This window comes from Campylobacter sp. JMF_04 NA10 (genome assembly GCF_027737655.1).
Classification (GTDB): Bacteria; Campylobacterota; Campylobacteria; order Campylobacterales; family Campylobacteraceae; genus Campylobacter_B.
Window position 1 is genome coordinate 127,304 of record NZ_JAOVTZ010000003.1, and the last position, 13,885, is coordinate 141,188.

Annotated in this window: 14 protein-coding genes; 13 read left to right on the forward strand and 1 reads right to left on the reverse strand. The window is 42.2% G+C overall.

Annotated elements, in window-relative coordinates; translation table 11 throughout:
• Window positions 1–104: 104 nt before the first annotated feature.
• The 13 genes from OFO12_RS05585 to tgt all read left to right on the forward strand — a co-directional run bounded on the left by OFO12_RS05585 (window position 105) and on the right by tgt (window position 12,975).
• Window positions 105–1,526 carry a TrkA C-terminal domain-containing protein gene (locus tag OFO12_RS05585; RefSeq protein WP_270869777.1) on the forward strand — a complete coding sequence of 474 codons (1,422 nt, stop codon included), beginning with the start codon at window positions 105–107 and terminating at the stop codon, window positions 1,524–1,526.
• Window positions 1,527–1,574: 48 nt separating this feature from the next.
• Entirely contained in the window at window positions 1,575–2,609 is a 1,035-nt protein-coding gene (gene aroB, locus OFO12_RS05590) for a 3-dehydroquinate synthase (RefSeq protein ID WP_270869778.1), read from the forward strand.
• On the forward strand, window positions 2,606–4,273 hold the full coding sequence (locus OFO12_RS05595) for a mechanosensitive ion channel family protein (protein ID WP_270869779.1): 1,668 nt from the start codon (window positions 2,606–2,608) through the stop codon (window positions 4,271–4,273). The genes aroB and OFO12_RS05595 overlap by 4 nt, the downstream gene beginning before the upstream one ends.
• Window positions 4,274–5,512, forward strand: coding sequence for a tRNA (N(6)-L-threonylcarbamoyladenosine(37)-C(2))-methylthiotransferase MtaB (gene mtaB / locus OFO12_RS05600; RefSeq protein WP_270869780.1), 1,239 nt, complete (start codon window positions 4,274–4,276; stop codon window positions 5,510–5,512).
• Window positions 5,475–7,265: an AAA family ATPase gene (locus OFO12_RS05605; protein ID WP_270866766.1), complete on the forward strand. Its 1,791-nt coding sequence runs from the start codon at window positions 5,475–5,477 to the stop codon at window positions 7,263–7,265. The genes mtaB and OFO12_RS05605 overlap by 38 nt, the downstream gene beginning before the upstream one ends.
• A gap of 7 nt (window positions 7,266–7,272) precedes the next feature.
• On the forward strand, window positions 7,273–7,803 hold the full coding sequence (gene mog / locus OFO12_RS05610) for a molybdopterin adenylyltransferase (RefSeq protein ID WP_270866765.1): 531 nt from the start codon (window positions 7,273–7,275) through the stop codon (window positions 7,801–7,803).
• 2 nt (window positions 7,804–7,805) lie between these two features.
• Window positions 7,806–8,123, forward strand: coding sequence for an HMA2 domain-containing protein (locus OFO12_RS05615; RefSeq protein ID WP_270868383.1), 318 nt, complete (start codon window positions 7,806–7,808; stop codon window positions 8,121–8,123).
• Between the two features lie 218 nt (window positions 8,124–8,341).
• Entirely contained in the window at window positions 8,342–8,704 is a 363-nt protein-coding gene (locus OFO12_RS05620) for a hypothetical protein (RefSeq protein WP_270866763.1), read from the forward strand.
• A 9-nt stretch (window positions 8,705–8,713) separates the two neighbouring features.
• Window positions 8,714–9,013, forward strand: a complete 300-nt coding sequence (locus OFO12_RS05625; RefSeq protein ID WP_270866762.1) for a Cys/Met metabolism pyridoxal-phosphate-dependent enzyme — start codon at window positions 8,714–8,716, stop codon at window positions 9,011–9,013.
• A complete protein-coding gene (locus tag OFO12_RS05630; RefSeq protein WP_270866761.1) occupies window positions 9,010–9,378 on the forward strand; it encodes a YtxH domain-containing protein in 369 nt (122 codons plus the stop codon). Before OFO12_RS05625 ends, OFO12_RS05630 begins: the two co-directional genes overlap by 4 nt.
• A complete protein-coding gene (locus tag OFO12_RS05635; protein WP_270869781.1) occupies window positions 9,368–11,542 on the forward strand; it encodes a heavy metal translocating P-type ATPase in 2,175 nt (724 codons plus the stop codon). The genes OFO12_RS05630 and OFO12_RS05635 overlap by 11 nt, the downstream gene beginning before the upstream one ends.
• Window positions 11,532–11,828, forward strand: coding sequence for a hypothetical protein (locus OFO12_RS05640; RefSeq protein ID WP_270869782.1), 297 nt, complete (start codon window positions 11,532–11,534; stop codon window positions 11,826–11,828). Before OFO12_RS05635 ends, OFO12_RS05640 begins: the two co-directional genes overlap by 11 nt.
• Window positions 11,818–12,975, forward strand: coding sequence for a tRNA guanosine(34) transglycosylase Tgt (tgt, locus tag OFO12_RS05645; RefSeq protein ID WP_270869783.1), 1,158 nt, complete (start codon window positions 11,818–11,820; stop codon window positions 12,973–12,975). Before OFO12_RS05640 ends, tgt begins: the two co-directional genes overlap by 11 nt.
• Before the next feature lie 5 nt (window positions 12,976–12,980).
• On the opposite strand, the gene OFO12_RS05650 is transcribed toward tgt, so the two are convergent.
• On the reverse strand, window positions 12,981–13,877 hold the full coding sequence (locus tag OFO12_RS05650) for a hypothetical protein (protein ID WP_270869784.1): 897 nt from the start codon (window positions 13,875–13,877) through the stop codon (window positions 12,981–12,983).
• Window positions 13,878–13,885 lie beyond the last annotated feature (8 nt).

Below are 13,885 nucleotides of genomic sequence, written 5' to 3' on the forward strand. Positions count from 1 at the left end.
AACCTTTAATTATATCTTAAAATTCTTTGAAAGAGTTTGCAAAAACGCTTAAATTTCAGCCATGTTTGATATAATTTTGAAAAATCAAAATTTAATGGATAAAAATGAAAAAAGTTTTAATCATAGCAAGTGGCGATTTCGCGCGCCATTTTTTAAATAGAATTTACAAATCCAAAGATGTTATCCACGAATACTTCATCATCGCAAAAGACAGCTCCTGCGTGCCTGAGGGGATTTTGGGTATGCAAAATTTCAGTGTGGAGATTTTCGATCCTACAAGCATAGAAAGGCTAAAATTAGTAGTAAATCAGGGCGAATTCGATAGGTGCATAATGATAATGGACATTGAATTTGACGCTAGGGTGAGCCTGAATAATCTCAAAGAAATTGCGCCAAATTTGGAAATTTATCTCGCTGATTTTTGGGATTTGGTGCAAGAGTATAAAGAAGAAAAGCATATTAAAATTTTAAATGTTTTATCGCTAAATTCATCTCGTTTTATGGGTTGTTTGCCAGATAGCCCGGTTTTTGCGCAGTATGTAGGGCTTGGCAGGGGCGAGATAATGGAGGTAAAAATCCCTGTGGGAAGCTCGTTTGCCTATCGCAAGGTAGGCACTTTAAGCTCGAAGCGATACAAAATCCCGATGATTTATCGCCATAACACCTACATAATCACCACGAAAAGCACGGTGATTTATCCAAACGATACGATTTTGGTCGTGGGCGAGCCAAGTGCCTTGCGCGCGGTATTTGCGCAGGTCAAACAACAAAACGGCCAGTTTCCATCGCCATTTGGGATAAATATTTATGCGCTAATTGATATGAAGGAGATGAGCGAGAGCTCGATTTATAAGACGCTAAGAGCGGTGGAGTATCTAGATAGCAGGCTTCAAAATCACAAAATTTGCATTAGGGTGGTAAATCCTAAAATTTCGCCTAGTTTCGAGGAAATTAAAGCCAAAAGCGATGATGAAAAATTTGAAATTTTAATTGATTATAAAGAGAAAAATATATCGAATTTAAACGGCGATGTGAGCGAAAATAAGGCTGGTTTGGTCGTGTGCGTGAGGGAGATTTTCGAAAAAAATAAAGCCTATTTGCAAAGTCTTGGCGTGCCGATTTTAAGCCTAGGGCAGAGCGAGTTAGAGGCGATAAAACGCAGTGTGGTGGTAAATGGCGGAGCGAATATGGACGAGGAATCAAGCGTGGTTTTTGATATCAGCTCGCAGCTTGGTATGAATATTCACCTGTATATTTTTAACGAAAACGGCGGCAAAGGTGGCGAGTTTGTGCAAAATTATCTAAATTTGTCAAAGCTTTTCTCAAAAGAGCTCATAATCCACGATGATATGAGCAAAAACCCATTAATCGAGCTTAGCGGAGAGAGTGATTTCTTGCAGTTTGTGCCATTTAGTGATAAAATTTTAGCTCCGAAATCGACAGCAATTTTCAAAAAAGACCTTGACAAAATGTATTTCAAACTAAGCCACAATCACCAAATTTTTCTTCCATGCGATATGGGGTAAAAAAATGCAAAATTTATGCTACAATAAGGCAAATAAAGGGGTTAGAATATGAAAATTGATATTGATTTGAAAGAGAAAAGTTACAGCGTTTTTATCGACGAATTAGCCAAAATTTCACTTCCTGGCAAGGTCGCAATCATCACAAACCCCAAGGTTAGCGGGCTTTGGCTCTCGTATTTGTTGGAGAGATTGGAGTGCGAGCAGAAATTTATCATCACAATTCCTGATGGCGAAGAGTATAAAAATTTATCCAGCGTCGAGCAAATTTTAGAGCAACTTTTTAGCTCCAAACTAGATCGCAAAAGCACGCTAATAGCACTTGGTGGTGGCGTGATTAGCGATATTACGGGATTTTGCGCGAGTATTTATGAAAGAGGAATAAATTTTATAAATATCCCAACCACGCTTTTGGCCCAAGTAGATGCTAGCGTAGGCGGGAAAACAGGCGTGAATAACCGCTTCGGCAAAAATTTAATCGGCTCGTTTTATCAACCACGCGCCGTGTATTGTGAGAGTAAATTTCTCTCAACCCTGCCAGCGCGCGAATTTGGCGCAGGTGTGGCAGAAGCTGTGAAAATGGCGGTAACATTTGATAAAGAGCTATTTGAGTATTTTTGCGAGCATGATTTGAAGAGCGATAGCGAAGTGGCCCATATCATCGCAAAATGCGTGGAAATAAAAGCCGGTGTCGTGGCGAGAGATGAGCGCGAAAACGGCGTGAGAGCGGTGCTAAACTACGGACACACCTTCGCGCATGTGATTGAGAATTTGACGAATTATTCTGTGTATTTGCACGGCGAGGCTGTGGCGATTGGCATGGTTATGGCAAATGATTTGGCTGTAAGACTTGGCAAACTAAGCGCAAACGAAGCAGAGAAAATTCGCGCGCTGCTCGCTAAATTCGGACTTCCGCTAAGCTATAAAATCCAAAGCGTAGATAAATTTTACGAAATGTTTTATCTAGATAAAAAAAGTGCCTCAGGCAAGATAAAATTCATCATGCCAAAGGGAATTGGTGATTTTTTCGTATCTGATGATATCGATGAAAATCTCGTAAAATCGACATTAAGAGCGTTTCAATGAATAAAATTTTAACTCTTTTTTTATTTTTTGTTTTTGCTTTTGGCGAGGGAAATTTAAGCGAAAATTTAGCAGAGCAAAATTTAAGCTTATCAGAGCAAAACAGCTCCGCCACTAGATTAAATAAAGAATATGTCAATTCGAGCGAAAGTGCCGATGTAGCGATGATTGCTCCGCTTGGCGAGCAGATTAGGGCGATTGATGAGGAGATTAAAAACAATCTTTGGGTGAGCAGATTTGCGAATTTCATCGGTTACCAAGAGCTTTTAAAACAGCAAAAAATCCTGCAAGATGAGCAAAAATCCCTAAGCGACGCGGACGAGATCAACGAAATAGGCAAAAAACTTCGCGCCGTAAATGAGCAACTCTCGCTTTTAAAAGAGTATGAAAAAAGCCCATTTTTGGACATTGTCGCTATGCCAGAGACCCCAGAGCCAGAGCGTGTGAGCAATCCCTTTTCGATAATTACGGGCTTTTCGACGATTCGAAATCTGCAAGAGCAAAAATTAGAGCAAAAACGAAAAATCGAAAATTTAAAGGTTTTGATAGAAAAACTCGAAACCAAGGCCGAATTATACGCTAAAGTGGAGAAAATTTCCCCAGATGATAAACTCATCAAAGATTACGAAAATTTAAAATATGAAATCGGTGAATTTAGCTCTGCTTACGAGCTTGCTGGGACGACTTATGATGTGTATGAGAAAAAAATCAACTCCCAAATCACCGCGCTAACTGCCGATATCACGGCGCAAATCAAGCGCGCTGGAAATATCCTTATATGGATTGGCATAGTTTTGGCGTTGGCGTTTTTAGCCAAATTTATCGCCAAACGATATGTCATAAATGATGAAAATTTCTACCTTGTCAATAAAATCATAAATGTCATAAATTTCACCATTATCGTGCTGATTTTGCTATTTTCGTATATTGATAATATGACGCATTTTGTCACCGTGCTGGGCTTTGCTTCGGCTGGTTTGGCGATTGCGATGAAGGATATGTTTATGAGCTCGCTTGGCTGGCTTGTAATCGTATTTGGCGGCACATTTAGGGTAGGGGATCGCGTCAAAGTCTGCAAAAATGGCGTCGTGTATGTGGGCGATATCATCGATATTTCCGTGCTTAGAATGACGATTTTCGAAGATGTTACAATGACTACATGGCGAGAAAACAAACGCGCAGGCAGGGTTGTATTTATACCGAATAACTACATTTTTACAGATTTACTGGCTAATTATACGCACTCTGGGTTAAAGACCGTTTGGGACGGCATCGATATCTTACTCACATTTGATAGCAATCATAAAAAAGCTATGTATATCATAAAAAACATAGTCAGAAAGTATTCGAAAGGCTACACCGATATCGCCAAAAAGCAAATGTCAAAACTCCGCTCTCAATACAGCATAAAAAACCCAAATGTGGAGCCTAGAATTTTTAGCTTTTTTGAGCCTTATGGTATTCAAATTTCGGTTTGGTATATGACAAATTCATACGCTACTTTGGGGCTTAGAAGCAATATTTCAAGTGAAATTTTAGAAAGCTTACAAAAAGAAGATGATATCAAAATCGCTTACCCAGCCTACACGCTTTACAACGGCAAAACTTACGGCGCAAACAAAGCGCCAAATTTTGAGCCAAACGAGCCACCTATGGGGGAAGTATAGGTGAGGGTGTATTTTAAGACCTTTGGTTGTCGCACGAACATTTACGATACTGAATTAATCAAAAAAATGGTGCAAAACGCGCAGATTGTGGGCAATGAGAGCGAAGCAGATATCGTTGTGGTAAATTCATGCACCGTTACAAATGGCGCAGATAGCGATGTCAGAGGCTATATTTCGCGTATGAATAGGGCTGGAAAAAGGGTGATTTTAACAGGCTGTGGAGCCAAATCTCAGGGGCAAAATTTGCTAGCAAAAAATCAAATTTTTGGCGTTTTTGGTATGAGCCAAAAGGCCAAAATCGATGAGTATTTGCGCGCAGATACGAAATTTTACGATATCGGAGATTTGGAGTATAAAGAAAGTAGCGTGCTCGGCGATTTTGAGAATCACACGAAAGCCTTTATCAAAATCCAAGAGGGTTGCGATTTTTCGTGTGCTTACTGCATAATCCCCTCTGTAAGGGGGCGCGCGCGCTCTATTGATGAGAATTTGATTATAAATGAGGCGCAAAATTTAGCCCAAAATGGTTTTAGCGAAATCGTCCTAACTGGCACGAATATCGGAAGTTATGGCAAAGATAGTGCCACATCTCTTGGGGCTTTATTGCAAAGGCTTGGCAGCCTTTCAGGCATAAAGCGCATTAGGCTAGGTTCAATCGAGCCAAGTCAGATTGATGAGAGTTTTCGCGAAATTTTGGGCGAGAGCTTTTTGGAGCGACATTTGCATATCGCTTTGCAGCACACTTCGCAGACGATGCTTAGCATTATGCGTCGCAGAAACACGGCGTTTAGGGATTTGGAGCTGTTTTTGGAGCTAGGCGAGAGAGGCTTTGCACTTGGGACTGATTTCATCGTCGCTCACCCAGGAGAGAGCGAGGAAGTCTGGGGCGAGGCGGTTGAGAATTTCAAAAAATTCCCGCTTACGCACTTGCACGCCTTTATTTTCTCTCCACGCTGGGGCACAGCTTCTGCTTCGATGAGTGGGAGGATTAATGGCGAAGTGGCGAAAGCTAGGCTTAAAATGCTTAAAAATATCGTAGCGTTAAATAATTTCGAGTTTCGCAAAGCTCACAAATCGCCACTTTCGGTGCTAGTAGAGCGCAAAAACGGCGAATTTTTCGAAGGATACGATGAGTTTTATAATAAAATTTTGATAAAAAGCGAAAAAGATTTATCTAAAAAATGGGTAAGGATAGAAGATTATGAAGTCAAATTTGAGTCAAATGTGGCAGAAATTTAAGGCAAACAAGCTAAATTTGATCCTTGTGTTTTTGGGATTGCTTATCGTTTTGCTTAGTATTGTGTATTTCAAAGATGACGCGCAATACATCAGCGAGCGCGAATTTAGCGAGCTTATGCAAAGGGATTTGATCAAGCGAGCCCATATCGAGGACGGCGCGCTAAATTTCATTTACGAGGGCAAAAGATACCGCATTTTAGCCGATATCGTCGATCTCAAAGAGCTAGCCAATCACGCAGTTATCAGCAAATCGCACGGCAATAGTGGCGAAATGACAATCAGCGCGATTTTGGTGATTTTCACTTTTGCGTTTTTTCTTTTTGTCTATTATTTTGAAACCGTGCTTTCGCGCCGTAAAAAAGGGCAAAATTTAGCTTCGCAAGCCCAAAATACTGCGCCGCAAAATTTTGCACCAAACTCATTTGAACCAGTTAAAAGCGATGTGAAATTTAGCGATATCGCAGGCATTAGCGAGGTTAAAGACGAGCTAATCCAAATCGTAGATTTTCTAAAAAATCCGCTCAAATACCAAAAATTTGGCATAAAACTTCCAAAGGGCGTTTTGATGATTGGGGCTCCTGGTGTGGGAAAAACGCTAATTGCAAAGGCCGTAGCTGGCGAGGCTGGCGTGCCGTTTTTTTACCAAAGTGGGGCGAGTTTTGCTGAGATGTTTGTCGGAGTGGGTGCAAAGCGCGTCAGGGAGCTCTTTGCGAGGGCAAAATCGTGCGCGCCTGCGATTATTTTCATCGACGAAATCGACGCTGTGGGCGGAAAACGGGGCGTTGGGAGAAATGACGAGAGAGAGGCTACGCTCAATCAGCTACTAACAGAAATGGACGGATTTGAAGAAAATAGCGGTGTAATGGTCATCGCCGCGACGAATAAAATTGATTTGATCGACGAGGCTCTGCTTCGCTCTGGCAGGTTTGATAGGCGCATTTTTATCTCACTCCCAAACTACAAAGACAGGATTGAAATTTTAAAAATTTACCTTGCAGATAAAAAATTTGATTTAAATATAACCAAAGTAAGTCGCCTTTGCGTGGGATTTAGTGGGGCAGGCGTGGCGACATTTGTCAATGAGGCTGCTATGAAGGCATTGGAGAGGGGAAGCGATAAAATCGAGCTAATAGACTTCGAAAATGTGCGCACAAAGGTCTTTTATGGTGTGCAAAAAAGCCAAATTTTAACCGAAAACGAAAAAGAAATCCAAGCCTTTTATCAGGCTGCAAAGGCGCTAATCGCGTATTGGTATTCGATGAATTTCGATAAAATCGAGCTTTTAAACGATAAATTTTTAAACGATGATTTCGAAATCCGCTCCAAAACCCAAATGCTAAATCAAATCAAAGTCCTACTCAGCGGCACCGCAGCCCTTGCGATACACAAAAACGACGCCTTTACAAACGGCTCAAACGATGTCAAAGAGGCCACCGAGCTGGCGCAAAAAATGGTCTATGAATACGCTATGGGGGATAGTTTCGTGCCAAATCCAGCCAGCGTCAATGAGATATTAAATTCGTGCTTTGAGGATGTGGGCGAGACGCTTCGCACTATGCAAGAGGCGCTAAATTTGATAGCGAAGCAAATTTTTGTTTATGAGTACATCACTCACTCTGGCGTGCGCTCGATATTGCAACCAGAGCTTGATGAGGACGAGGAAAATTTGGGCGAAGAGCAGGGCGAAATTCAAGATGAAATTCATAGCGAAACACCTGCGCCTAGAAGTGATAGATTAAATTTCGATGATTAGGAAAAATATGCAAAAAAAGGTAAAAATAGGAATTTTAACCATTAGCGACCGCGCTTCAAGCGGGGTTTATGAAGACCTTGGCGGCCCAGAGATAAAGCGCATAATGAGCGAGTGGATAGAGGGCGAGGTGGAATTTGACTACCGCATAATCGCCGATGAGCGCGCGCTAATTGAGGGTAGTTTGCGAGAAATGTGTGGTAATGGGTGCGACGCTGTATTTACCACAGGCGGCACAGGTCCAGCCCTGCGCGATGTCACGCCAGAAGCTACCGAGGCAGTGTGTGAAAAAATGCTACCAGGTTTTGGCGAGTTAATGCGCGCTGTGAGCCTAAAATATGTCCCAACCGCCATTTTATCGAGGCAAACGGCCGGTATTTACAAAAACTCTCTTATCGTAAATTTGCCGGGTAATCCAAAGGCGATTTTGCAGTGTTTAGAGCCGATTTTCCCGGCGATTCCATACTGCATAGATTTAATCGGTGGCGCTTATATCGAGGTAAGCGATAAAATCACGGCCTTTCGCCCAAAAAAGAAGTAAAAATGCAAATTGAGAAAAACGATATTTTAAATTTCGCCAAATATTTTACCAAAATCGCTCACACAAGGGGGCGTTTGCGAATTCGTGTAAGCCCCAAGATTAGGGAGATTAGCGGGGTTAGCGAGGCGGAATTAAAGGCGAAAATCGCTAGTATTAGCGGGATAAAAGAGTATAAATTTAACCCGCTAATTGGCTCTTTAACGATCTTTTACGACAGCGAAATTTTTAAGCCCCAGCTGTGGGAGGAATTTTTGTCTGGGCAGATTTCGACTGAGTTAATTTCGCTTGTAAATTCTAAGGCTAATGATATTTGCTCTTAAAATTTTCATAATTAAATGAAAATCGTTTTTATAAATTCAGCTAATTTTATACAAAAATATTCTATTATTTCACACAAAAAATTTGATAAATTTATCGTTTAAAACGCCTTTAAATTTTGATTTTAAGGCGTTTTGGCGTAAAATCAAATTTTACTTTTTCTAATTATGATAGCAAAAATCATAAGTATGTAAATTTCAAAATTTTAAAAGGAGAAATTATGCCGATTAGATTTTTTTTAGGTTTAGTTTTTGGTGGGGCTGGTGTCTATGCGCTCACAAATCGCAAAAAAATCGCACAAGGTCTTAGCGAGCTTGCTAAAAGCGAGGGCGCAAAAAAGCTAAAAGATAAGGTAAAAAGTGCGAGCGATGGCGTCAAAACCACGCTAAATAGGGCAGGCGATGAGATTAGCGAGAAATTTAAAAACGCAAAAGGCGAGCTAGAAAAAACTGCTGGTGAGCCAAAAAAATCCGCGAGTAAAAAAAGCGCCGAAAAACCAGCGAAAAAACCGCGCGCGAAAAAATCAACCACCCCTAAACCACGCGCCAAACGCGCAGAGGGCGCGACTGAGACGCAAATTTAAGGTTAGGGTATGAATACCAAACTAACTCTATCTCGCTCGCCAATCGATAATGCCCTAAGTGGCGCGCTAGCTGGGGCGATTGCTGGGGCTGCGAGCGAGATTGCAAATGTCAAAAAAGGCAAAAACAAAAAGCAGGCCATGTATGATGGGCTAAATTCGGCGCTTCGTGGAGGTATCATCGCAGGTGGGGCGATTTATAGCGCAAACAAACTAGTCCAGGGCGAGTATTTGGGGGCGCTTGTGGGCGCAGTTTTGGCGACATGCGCGCTAGAAATGAGCGAAAATTTAATCACAAAGGAAGAAAAATGAGCAAAAAAAAGATTTCTAAAAAAGAGTTAAAACAAATTTTAAAATATTGTGAAAATAGCGCAAACGGCGAGCTTGGCGAGCTATCAAAATGGATAAATAGCACACTTGGTGGCAAAAAATCCAAAAACCTTTCAAATTTTGCCGGGCTAAATCAATTAGGCAAAAGCAAATTTTTTAAGAAAAATTCATTTTTAAATGGCGCAATTTTGGGCGCTGCGGTTGTGTATTTTTTCACTAACGAAAATGCGCAAACAAACCTTTTTAAATTTATCGCAAAGGGCTCGGAGCTCTTTGAAATGGGGATTGAGGAGATGAAGGAGCGTTTTTTGGACGCAAAAGCGCAAATGAGCGAAAATGAAATTTGAGATAAAACACGAGTGTGCGGGGCGAATCAGGCTTAAAATTTGCGCTTTTAAAAATTTAAATGAGGGCGAATTTTTAAAAGAAATTTCAAAATTTGGCGGTGTTAAAGAGTGCAGATTTAACGCTAAAATCGGCGCTTTGGTTATAAATTATGACAAAAATTTTACTAGGTTAGCTTTCAAAAATACTGCCCGCAAAGCCAAGGGCGAGAGTGAGGGCTCCCGCAAGAGCGCAAACTCTCGCAAGAGCGCAAATACTAGCACTCGCGACGAGCTGATAAAATACCTAGCGAATTTAGACTTAGCCAAATTTAAGCGCGCTAAAAAGCGCGAACGCTCACATGCCCCTAGCAAAAACGCTTTGATTGTCTCAGCCGCTGCGCTTGGGGCGAATTTTTTCTTTCGAAATTCGGCGTTTGTGCGACTTTTTAGCTTGATTGCTTGTTTGCCGTTGCTTAAAGAGGGGGCAAAAGAGAGCCTGGCGCATGGATTAACTTCTAAAACGCTTGAAGCTTTGGCTGTGGGGATTTCCTTTGGCAGGGCCGATACTTTCGCGGCAAATAGCACAAATACAATGCTAGCCCTTGGCGAGTATATGGAAGAAAGCACCGTTTATAAAAGCGATGATTTGATAAAAGAGCTAGCCAAACCTGATATTAGCGAGGCGTGGGTTGAGGTAGAGCAAAACGGCGAAAAAATTGAGATGAAAATCCCAGCCAAAGAGCTTAAAACAGGCGATATCGTCGTGGTAAGATCTGGCGATATCATCGGCGTAGATGGCCATATTTTAAGCGGAGAAGCCCTTATCAATCAATCATCCATGACAGGCGAAGCCTTGCCAGCGCGCAAAAGCAGGGGCGATATGGTGCTTAGTGGGACGATAGTCGCTGAGGGGGCGATTAGGATTTATGCCCAAAGTGTGGGCGATGAAACATCTGCGCACAGTATCAAAAAATACATCGCAAATGCACTCAAAGAGCGCTCGCAAATCGGCGCGCGTGCGATGAGGCTGGGCGATAAGCTAGTGCCTATTACCTTTGGGCTAGCTGGGGTTTCGTATCTGATAAATCGAAATTTCACTAGCGTTGCCTCTGTTTTGCAGGCTGATTATTCCTGTGCGCTCAAACTCCCAACGCCAGTTGCCTTTAAATCGAGCATTTCAAAGGCTGGTAAGGCTGGAATTCTCATAAAAGGGGCGAAAGCCTTAGAGAGTCTTGGAGCTAGCGATACCTTTGTCTTCGATAAAACAGGCACGCTCACACACGGGAATTTAGAGGTCGTAAAAATCATATCCTTTGATAAAAATTTCAGCGATAAAGACATTTTAAATTTGACAGCGAGCGCAGAGGAGCACTATTTCCACCCAGTCGCTCAGGCTATCGTAGAAGCAGCCAAAAAGCGAGGATTTATCCATGTCAGCCACGATGAGGTAGAATTTGTCGTAGCGCACGGGGTGAAAACAAACATAGAGGGCAAAATTTTAATCATTGGCTCGAAGCATTTTTTACAAGATGATGAGATGATAGATTTCGCGCCGTTTAAAAAACGGATTGAAAATTTAGAAAATCGCGGCCTTTCGCTACTTTTCATCGCATTTGACGGCAAGCTTTTGGGCGTGATTGGACTGCGTGATAGACTTCGCGATAATGCTAAATTTGTGATTTCCCAGCTTCGCAAAATAGGGGTCAAACAAATCATAATGCTAAGTGGCGATGTGAAGCAAAAAGCCGATGAAGTGGCGCGCGAGTTGGGGCTTGACGCGGCGTATGGGGAGCTTTTGCCGACGCAAAAAACCGAGATTATCAAGGATTTGCAATCGCGCGGGCATAAGGTTACATTTATAGGAGATGGCATAAACGACGCTCCTAGCCTAATGGCAGCAGATGTGGGGATAGGTATGCCTAGCTCTGCGCACATCGCAAAGGCAAGCGCGCAAATTTTGCTTTTAAAAAACGATATCGAGGGCGTGGCGAAAATCAAAGCCGCAGCAGATGATACGCTAAGGCTGATTAGGCGGAATTTTAACGCTACCGTTGGGGTAAATTCGGCGATTTTGCTTTTGGCTACGCTTGGGATTTTAAGCCCGATATCCACGGCGATTTTGCATAATGGCACGACGATTGCTCTGCTTTTAAATTCAATAAAAGGGGCTAAATTTGAAAAGTAAGGATAAAATTTTGGATTTGCAATTTCAGCGAAAACTAGCCAAAAATAGCCTTGCAGTGAGTATGGGAATCTGCGCGTTTAGCGGGTTTAAAAAGGGCAAGGTGTGGCGTAAAATCCACAAAATAAGCGGAATTAGCATGCTTGGCTTTGCGATTTGGCACGCAAGTCTGTATGGCACGAGATACAGCGAGTATCTAAGCGGACGCAAAAATTTCAAAAACTCTAAAAAAGGCAAAAACTTTGGTAAAATAGCGCAAAATTTACCAAAGGAAAGTAATGAAATTTAAAATAGACGCAAAAGATGGCGCAGCGCGCGCCTGCACCCTAGAAATGGCGCACGGCGTGGTGCAAACGCCGATTTTTATGCCTGTTGGCACGGTGGGTGCTATCAAAGGCCTAGACGCGCATGATGCGAGCGAAATACTAGGCGCAAAGATAATCCTAGCAAACACATATCACATGTATCTGCGCCCAGGAGCTAGCGTGGTAGAGGAGTTTGGCGGACTTCATGGATTTAGCAAATTCGGGGGAAATTTCCTAACAGATAGCGGTGGGTTTCAGGCATTTTCACTGCGGGCAAACACCAAAAACGACGAAAACGGCATAAAATTTAAAAGCCATATTGACGGAAGCACGCATTATTTCACGCCCCGCTCTGTGATACAGACGCAATACGCGCTAAATTCGGACATTATGATGATTTTAGATGATTTGGTCGATTTGCCACGCAATCCAAACGAGCTTGAAAGCGAGGCTAAAATCAGACTTAAAAAGCGCATTGATTTGAGCGTGAAACGCACGATAAAATGGGCAAAGGAAGCGGTGGAATTTCACAGCGAAAATAAGGCGCGCGGATCTCACACTCACCAAAATATCTTTGGCATTATCCAAGGCGGCACGGATTATGAGGCGCGAAAAGAGTGCGCGCTCGCACTTTGTGAAATGAGCTTTGACGGGCTTGCAATCGGCGGATTGAGCGTAGGCGAGACAAACGAGCTAATGTATGACACGGTCGAGGGGGTAATGCCTTTCATCGATGAGGCTCGCCCAAGGTATCTAATGGGCGTGGGCACGCCAGAGGATTTGGTCGAAAATGTCGCGCGGGGCGTGGATATGTTTGATTGCGTAATGCCTACGAGAAATGCGCGCAATGGCACGATATTTACAAGCAGGGGCAAATTTAGCATTAAAAACGCCTGTTTCGTCCATGACCATGGACCGCTTGATGATGAGTGCGATTGCTACACTTGCAAAAATTTTTCGCGCGGGTATTTAAACCACCTATTTCGCGCGCACGAGCTGACATTTTACCGCTTAGCAAGTATTCATAATCTGCATTATTATCTAAATTTAGTAAAACAAATGCGAGAAGCGATAATGCGGGGTGAATTTGCTAAATTTAGGCTAAATTTTTACGCCAAAAGAGCCAAATAAAACGCCTAAACAAGGCGTTTTATCAGCAAAAACGAAAGTATATAAAGTGGCGCGATAACCGCGCAGATTGCGACATGTTGCCACCAAATCAAATCAGGGTTAATAAAGCCAAAAAATCTGTTTAGCACATTTGCGCTAAATACAGCCACGAAATCCACAATCAGGGCTAAAATGAAGAGTTTGACCCCTGTTTTTTTGCTTAGGTAGAAAAATGCCTTGGCTTTGTAAAAATACGCGCAAAACCCCAGCACGCCTAGCGCGCACAGCACGCCAAGGCCGTATTTTTGCAGGCCAAAGAAATTATTCATTTCTGCAAGTGCGACAATCAAAGTTAGGATAAAAAATAGATTAAATGAGTTGATTTGGCGTTTGGCGTATAGATCGTGCGTGGCGACTGCAAGGCCGTTAAACACCAAATTTAGCGGTATTAAATACGCAAGTAACCAGATAAAAACTATGGCTAACTCTACGCAAATCCCAACCGAAGCTGAATTTACAAAGCCCAAATTTGTGCTATTAGCGAGCAAAAATGAGATTATTTCGCTTTTGAAAAACATTAATCCCCCAGCGAAAATCAGTGGCAAAATGCACGAGAGAATTCCGTGTTTGCGTATGAAATTTGAATAAATTTTGCTCTCTAAATTTTCGTTTTGTTTAGGCTCGATTTCGACGAATTCGAAATTTACCTCTTTTTTGAGAAACGAAGTTTCGTCCTGTGGCTCTGGGCTTACGCCGTCTTTTATGTATTTGATAAAAACTGCTTTGTCTTTTTCGGCGATGAAGCTTACAAAATCGCCGATTTTTAAATTTTCGTCGTGGAAATCAAAGGTAGAGTAGGTGTATCTTTTGCCGTCGTCGCCTAAGATTACAGATTTGTTTAGAATTTGTCCTGCAAGTTTCATAAAAACCC

Excerpts from the sequence above, each read along its gene's own strand:
- OFO12_RS05650 (WP_270869784.1), bottom strand. The coding sequence starts at position 13,877 with ATGAAACTTGCAGGACAAATTCTAAACAAATCTGTAATCTTAGGCGAC.
- OFO12_RS05625 (WP_270866762.1), top strand. The coding sequence starts at position 8,714 with ATGAATACCAAACTAACTCTATCTCGCTCGCCAATCGATAATGCCCTA.
- OFO12_RS05630 (WP_270866761.1), top strand. The coding sequence starts at position 9,010 with ATGAGCAAAAAAAAGATTTCTAAAAAAGAGTTAAAACAAATTTTAAAA.
- OFO12_RS05635 (WP_270869781.1), top strand. The coding sequence starts at position 9,368 with ATGAAATTTGAGATAAAACACGAGTGTGCGGGGCGAATCAGGCTTAAA.
- tgt (WP_270869783.1), top strand. The coding sequence starts at position 11,818 with ATGAAATTTAAAATAGACGCAAAAGATGGCGCAGCGCGCGCCTGCACC.
- OFO12_RS05620 (WP_270866763.1), top strand. The coding sequence starts at position 8,342 with ATGCCGATTAGATTTTTTTTAGGTTTAGTTTTTGGTGGGGCTGGTGTC.
- OFO12_RS05585 (WP_270869777.1), top strand. The coding sequence starts at position 105 with ATGAAAAAAGTTTTAATCATAGCAAGTGGCGATTTCGCGCGCCATTTT.
- mog (WP_270866765.1), top strand. The coding sequence starts at position 7,273 with ATGCAAAAAAAGGTAAAAATAGGAATTTTAACCATTAGCGACCGCGCT.
- aroB (WP_270869778.1), top strand. The coding sequence starts at position 1,575 with ATGAAAATTGATATTGATTTGAAAGAGAAAAGTTACAGCGTTTTTATC.
- OFO12_RS05605 (WP_270866766.1), top strand. The coding sequence starts at position 5,475 with ATGAAGTCAAATTTGAGTCAAATGTGGCAGAAATTTAAGGCAAACAAG.
- OFO12_RS05615 (WP_270868383.1), top strand. The coding sequence starts at position 7,806 with ATGCAAATTGAGAAAAACGATATTTTAAATTTCGCCAAATATTTTACC.
- OFO12_RS05595 (WP_270869779.1), top strand. The coding sequence starts at position 2,606 with ATGAATAAAATTTTAACTCTTTTTTTATTTTTTGTTTTTGCTTTTGGC.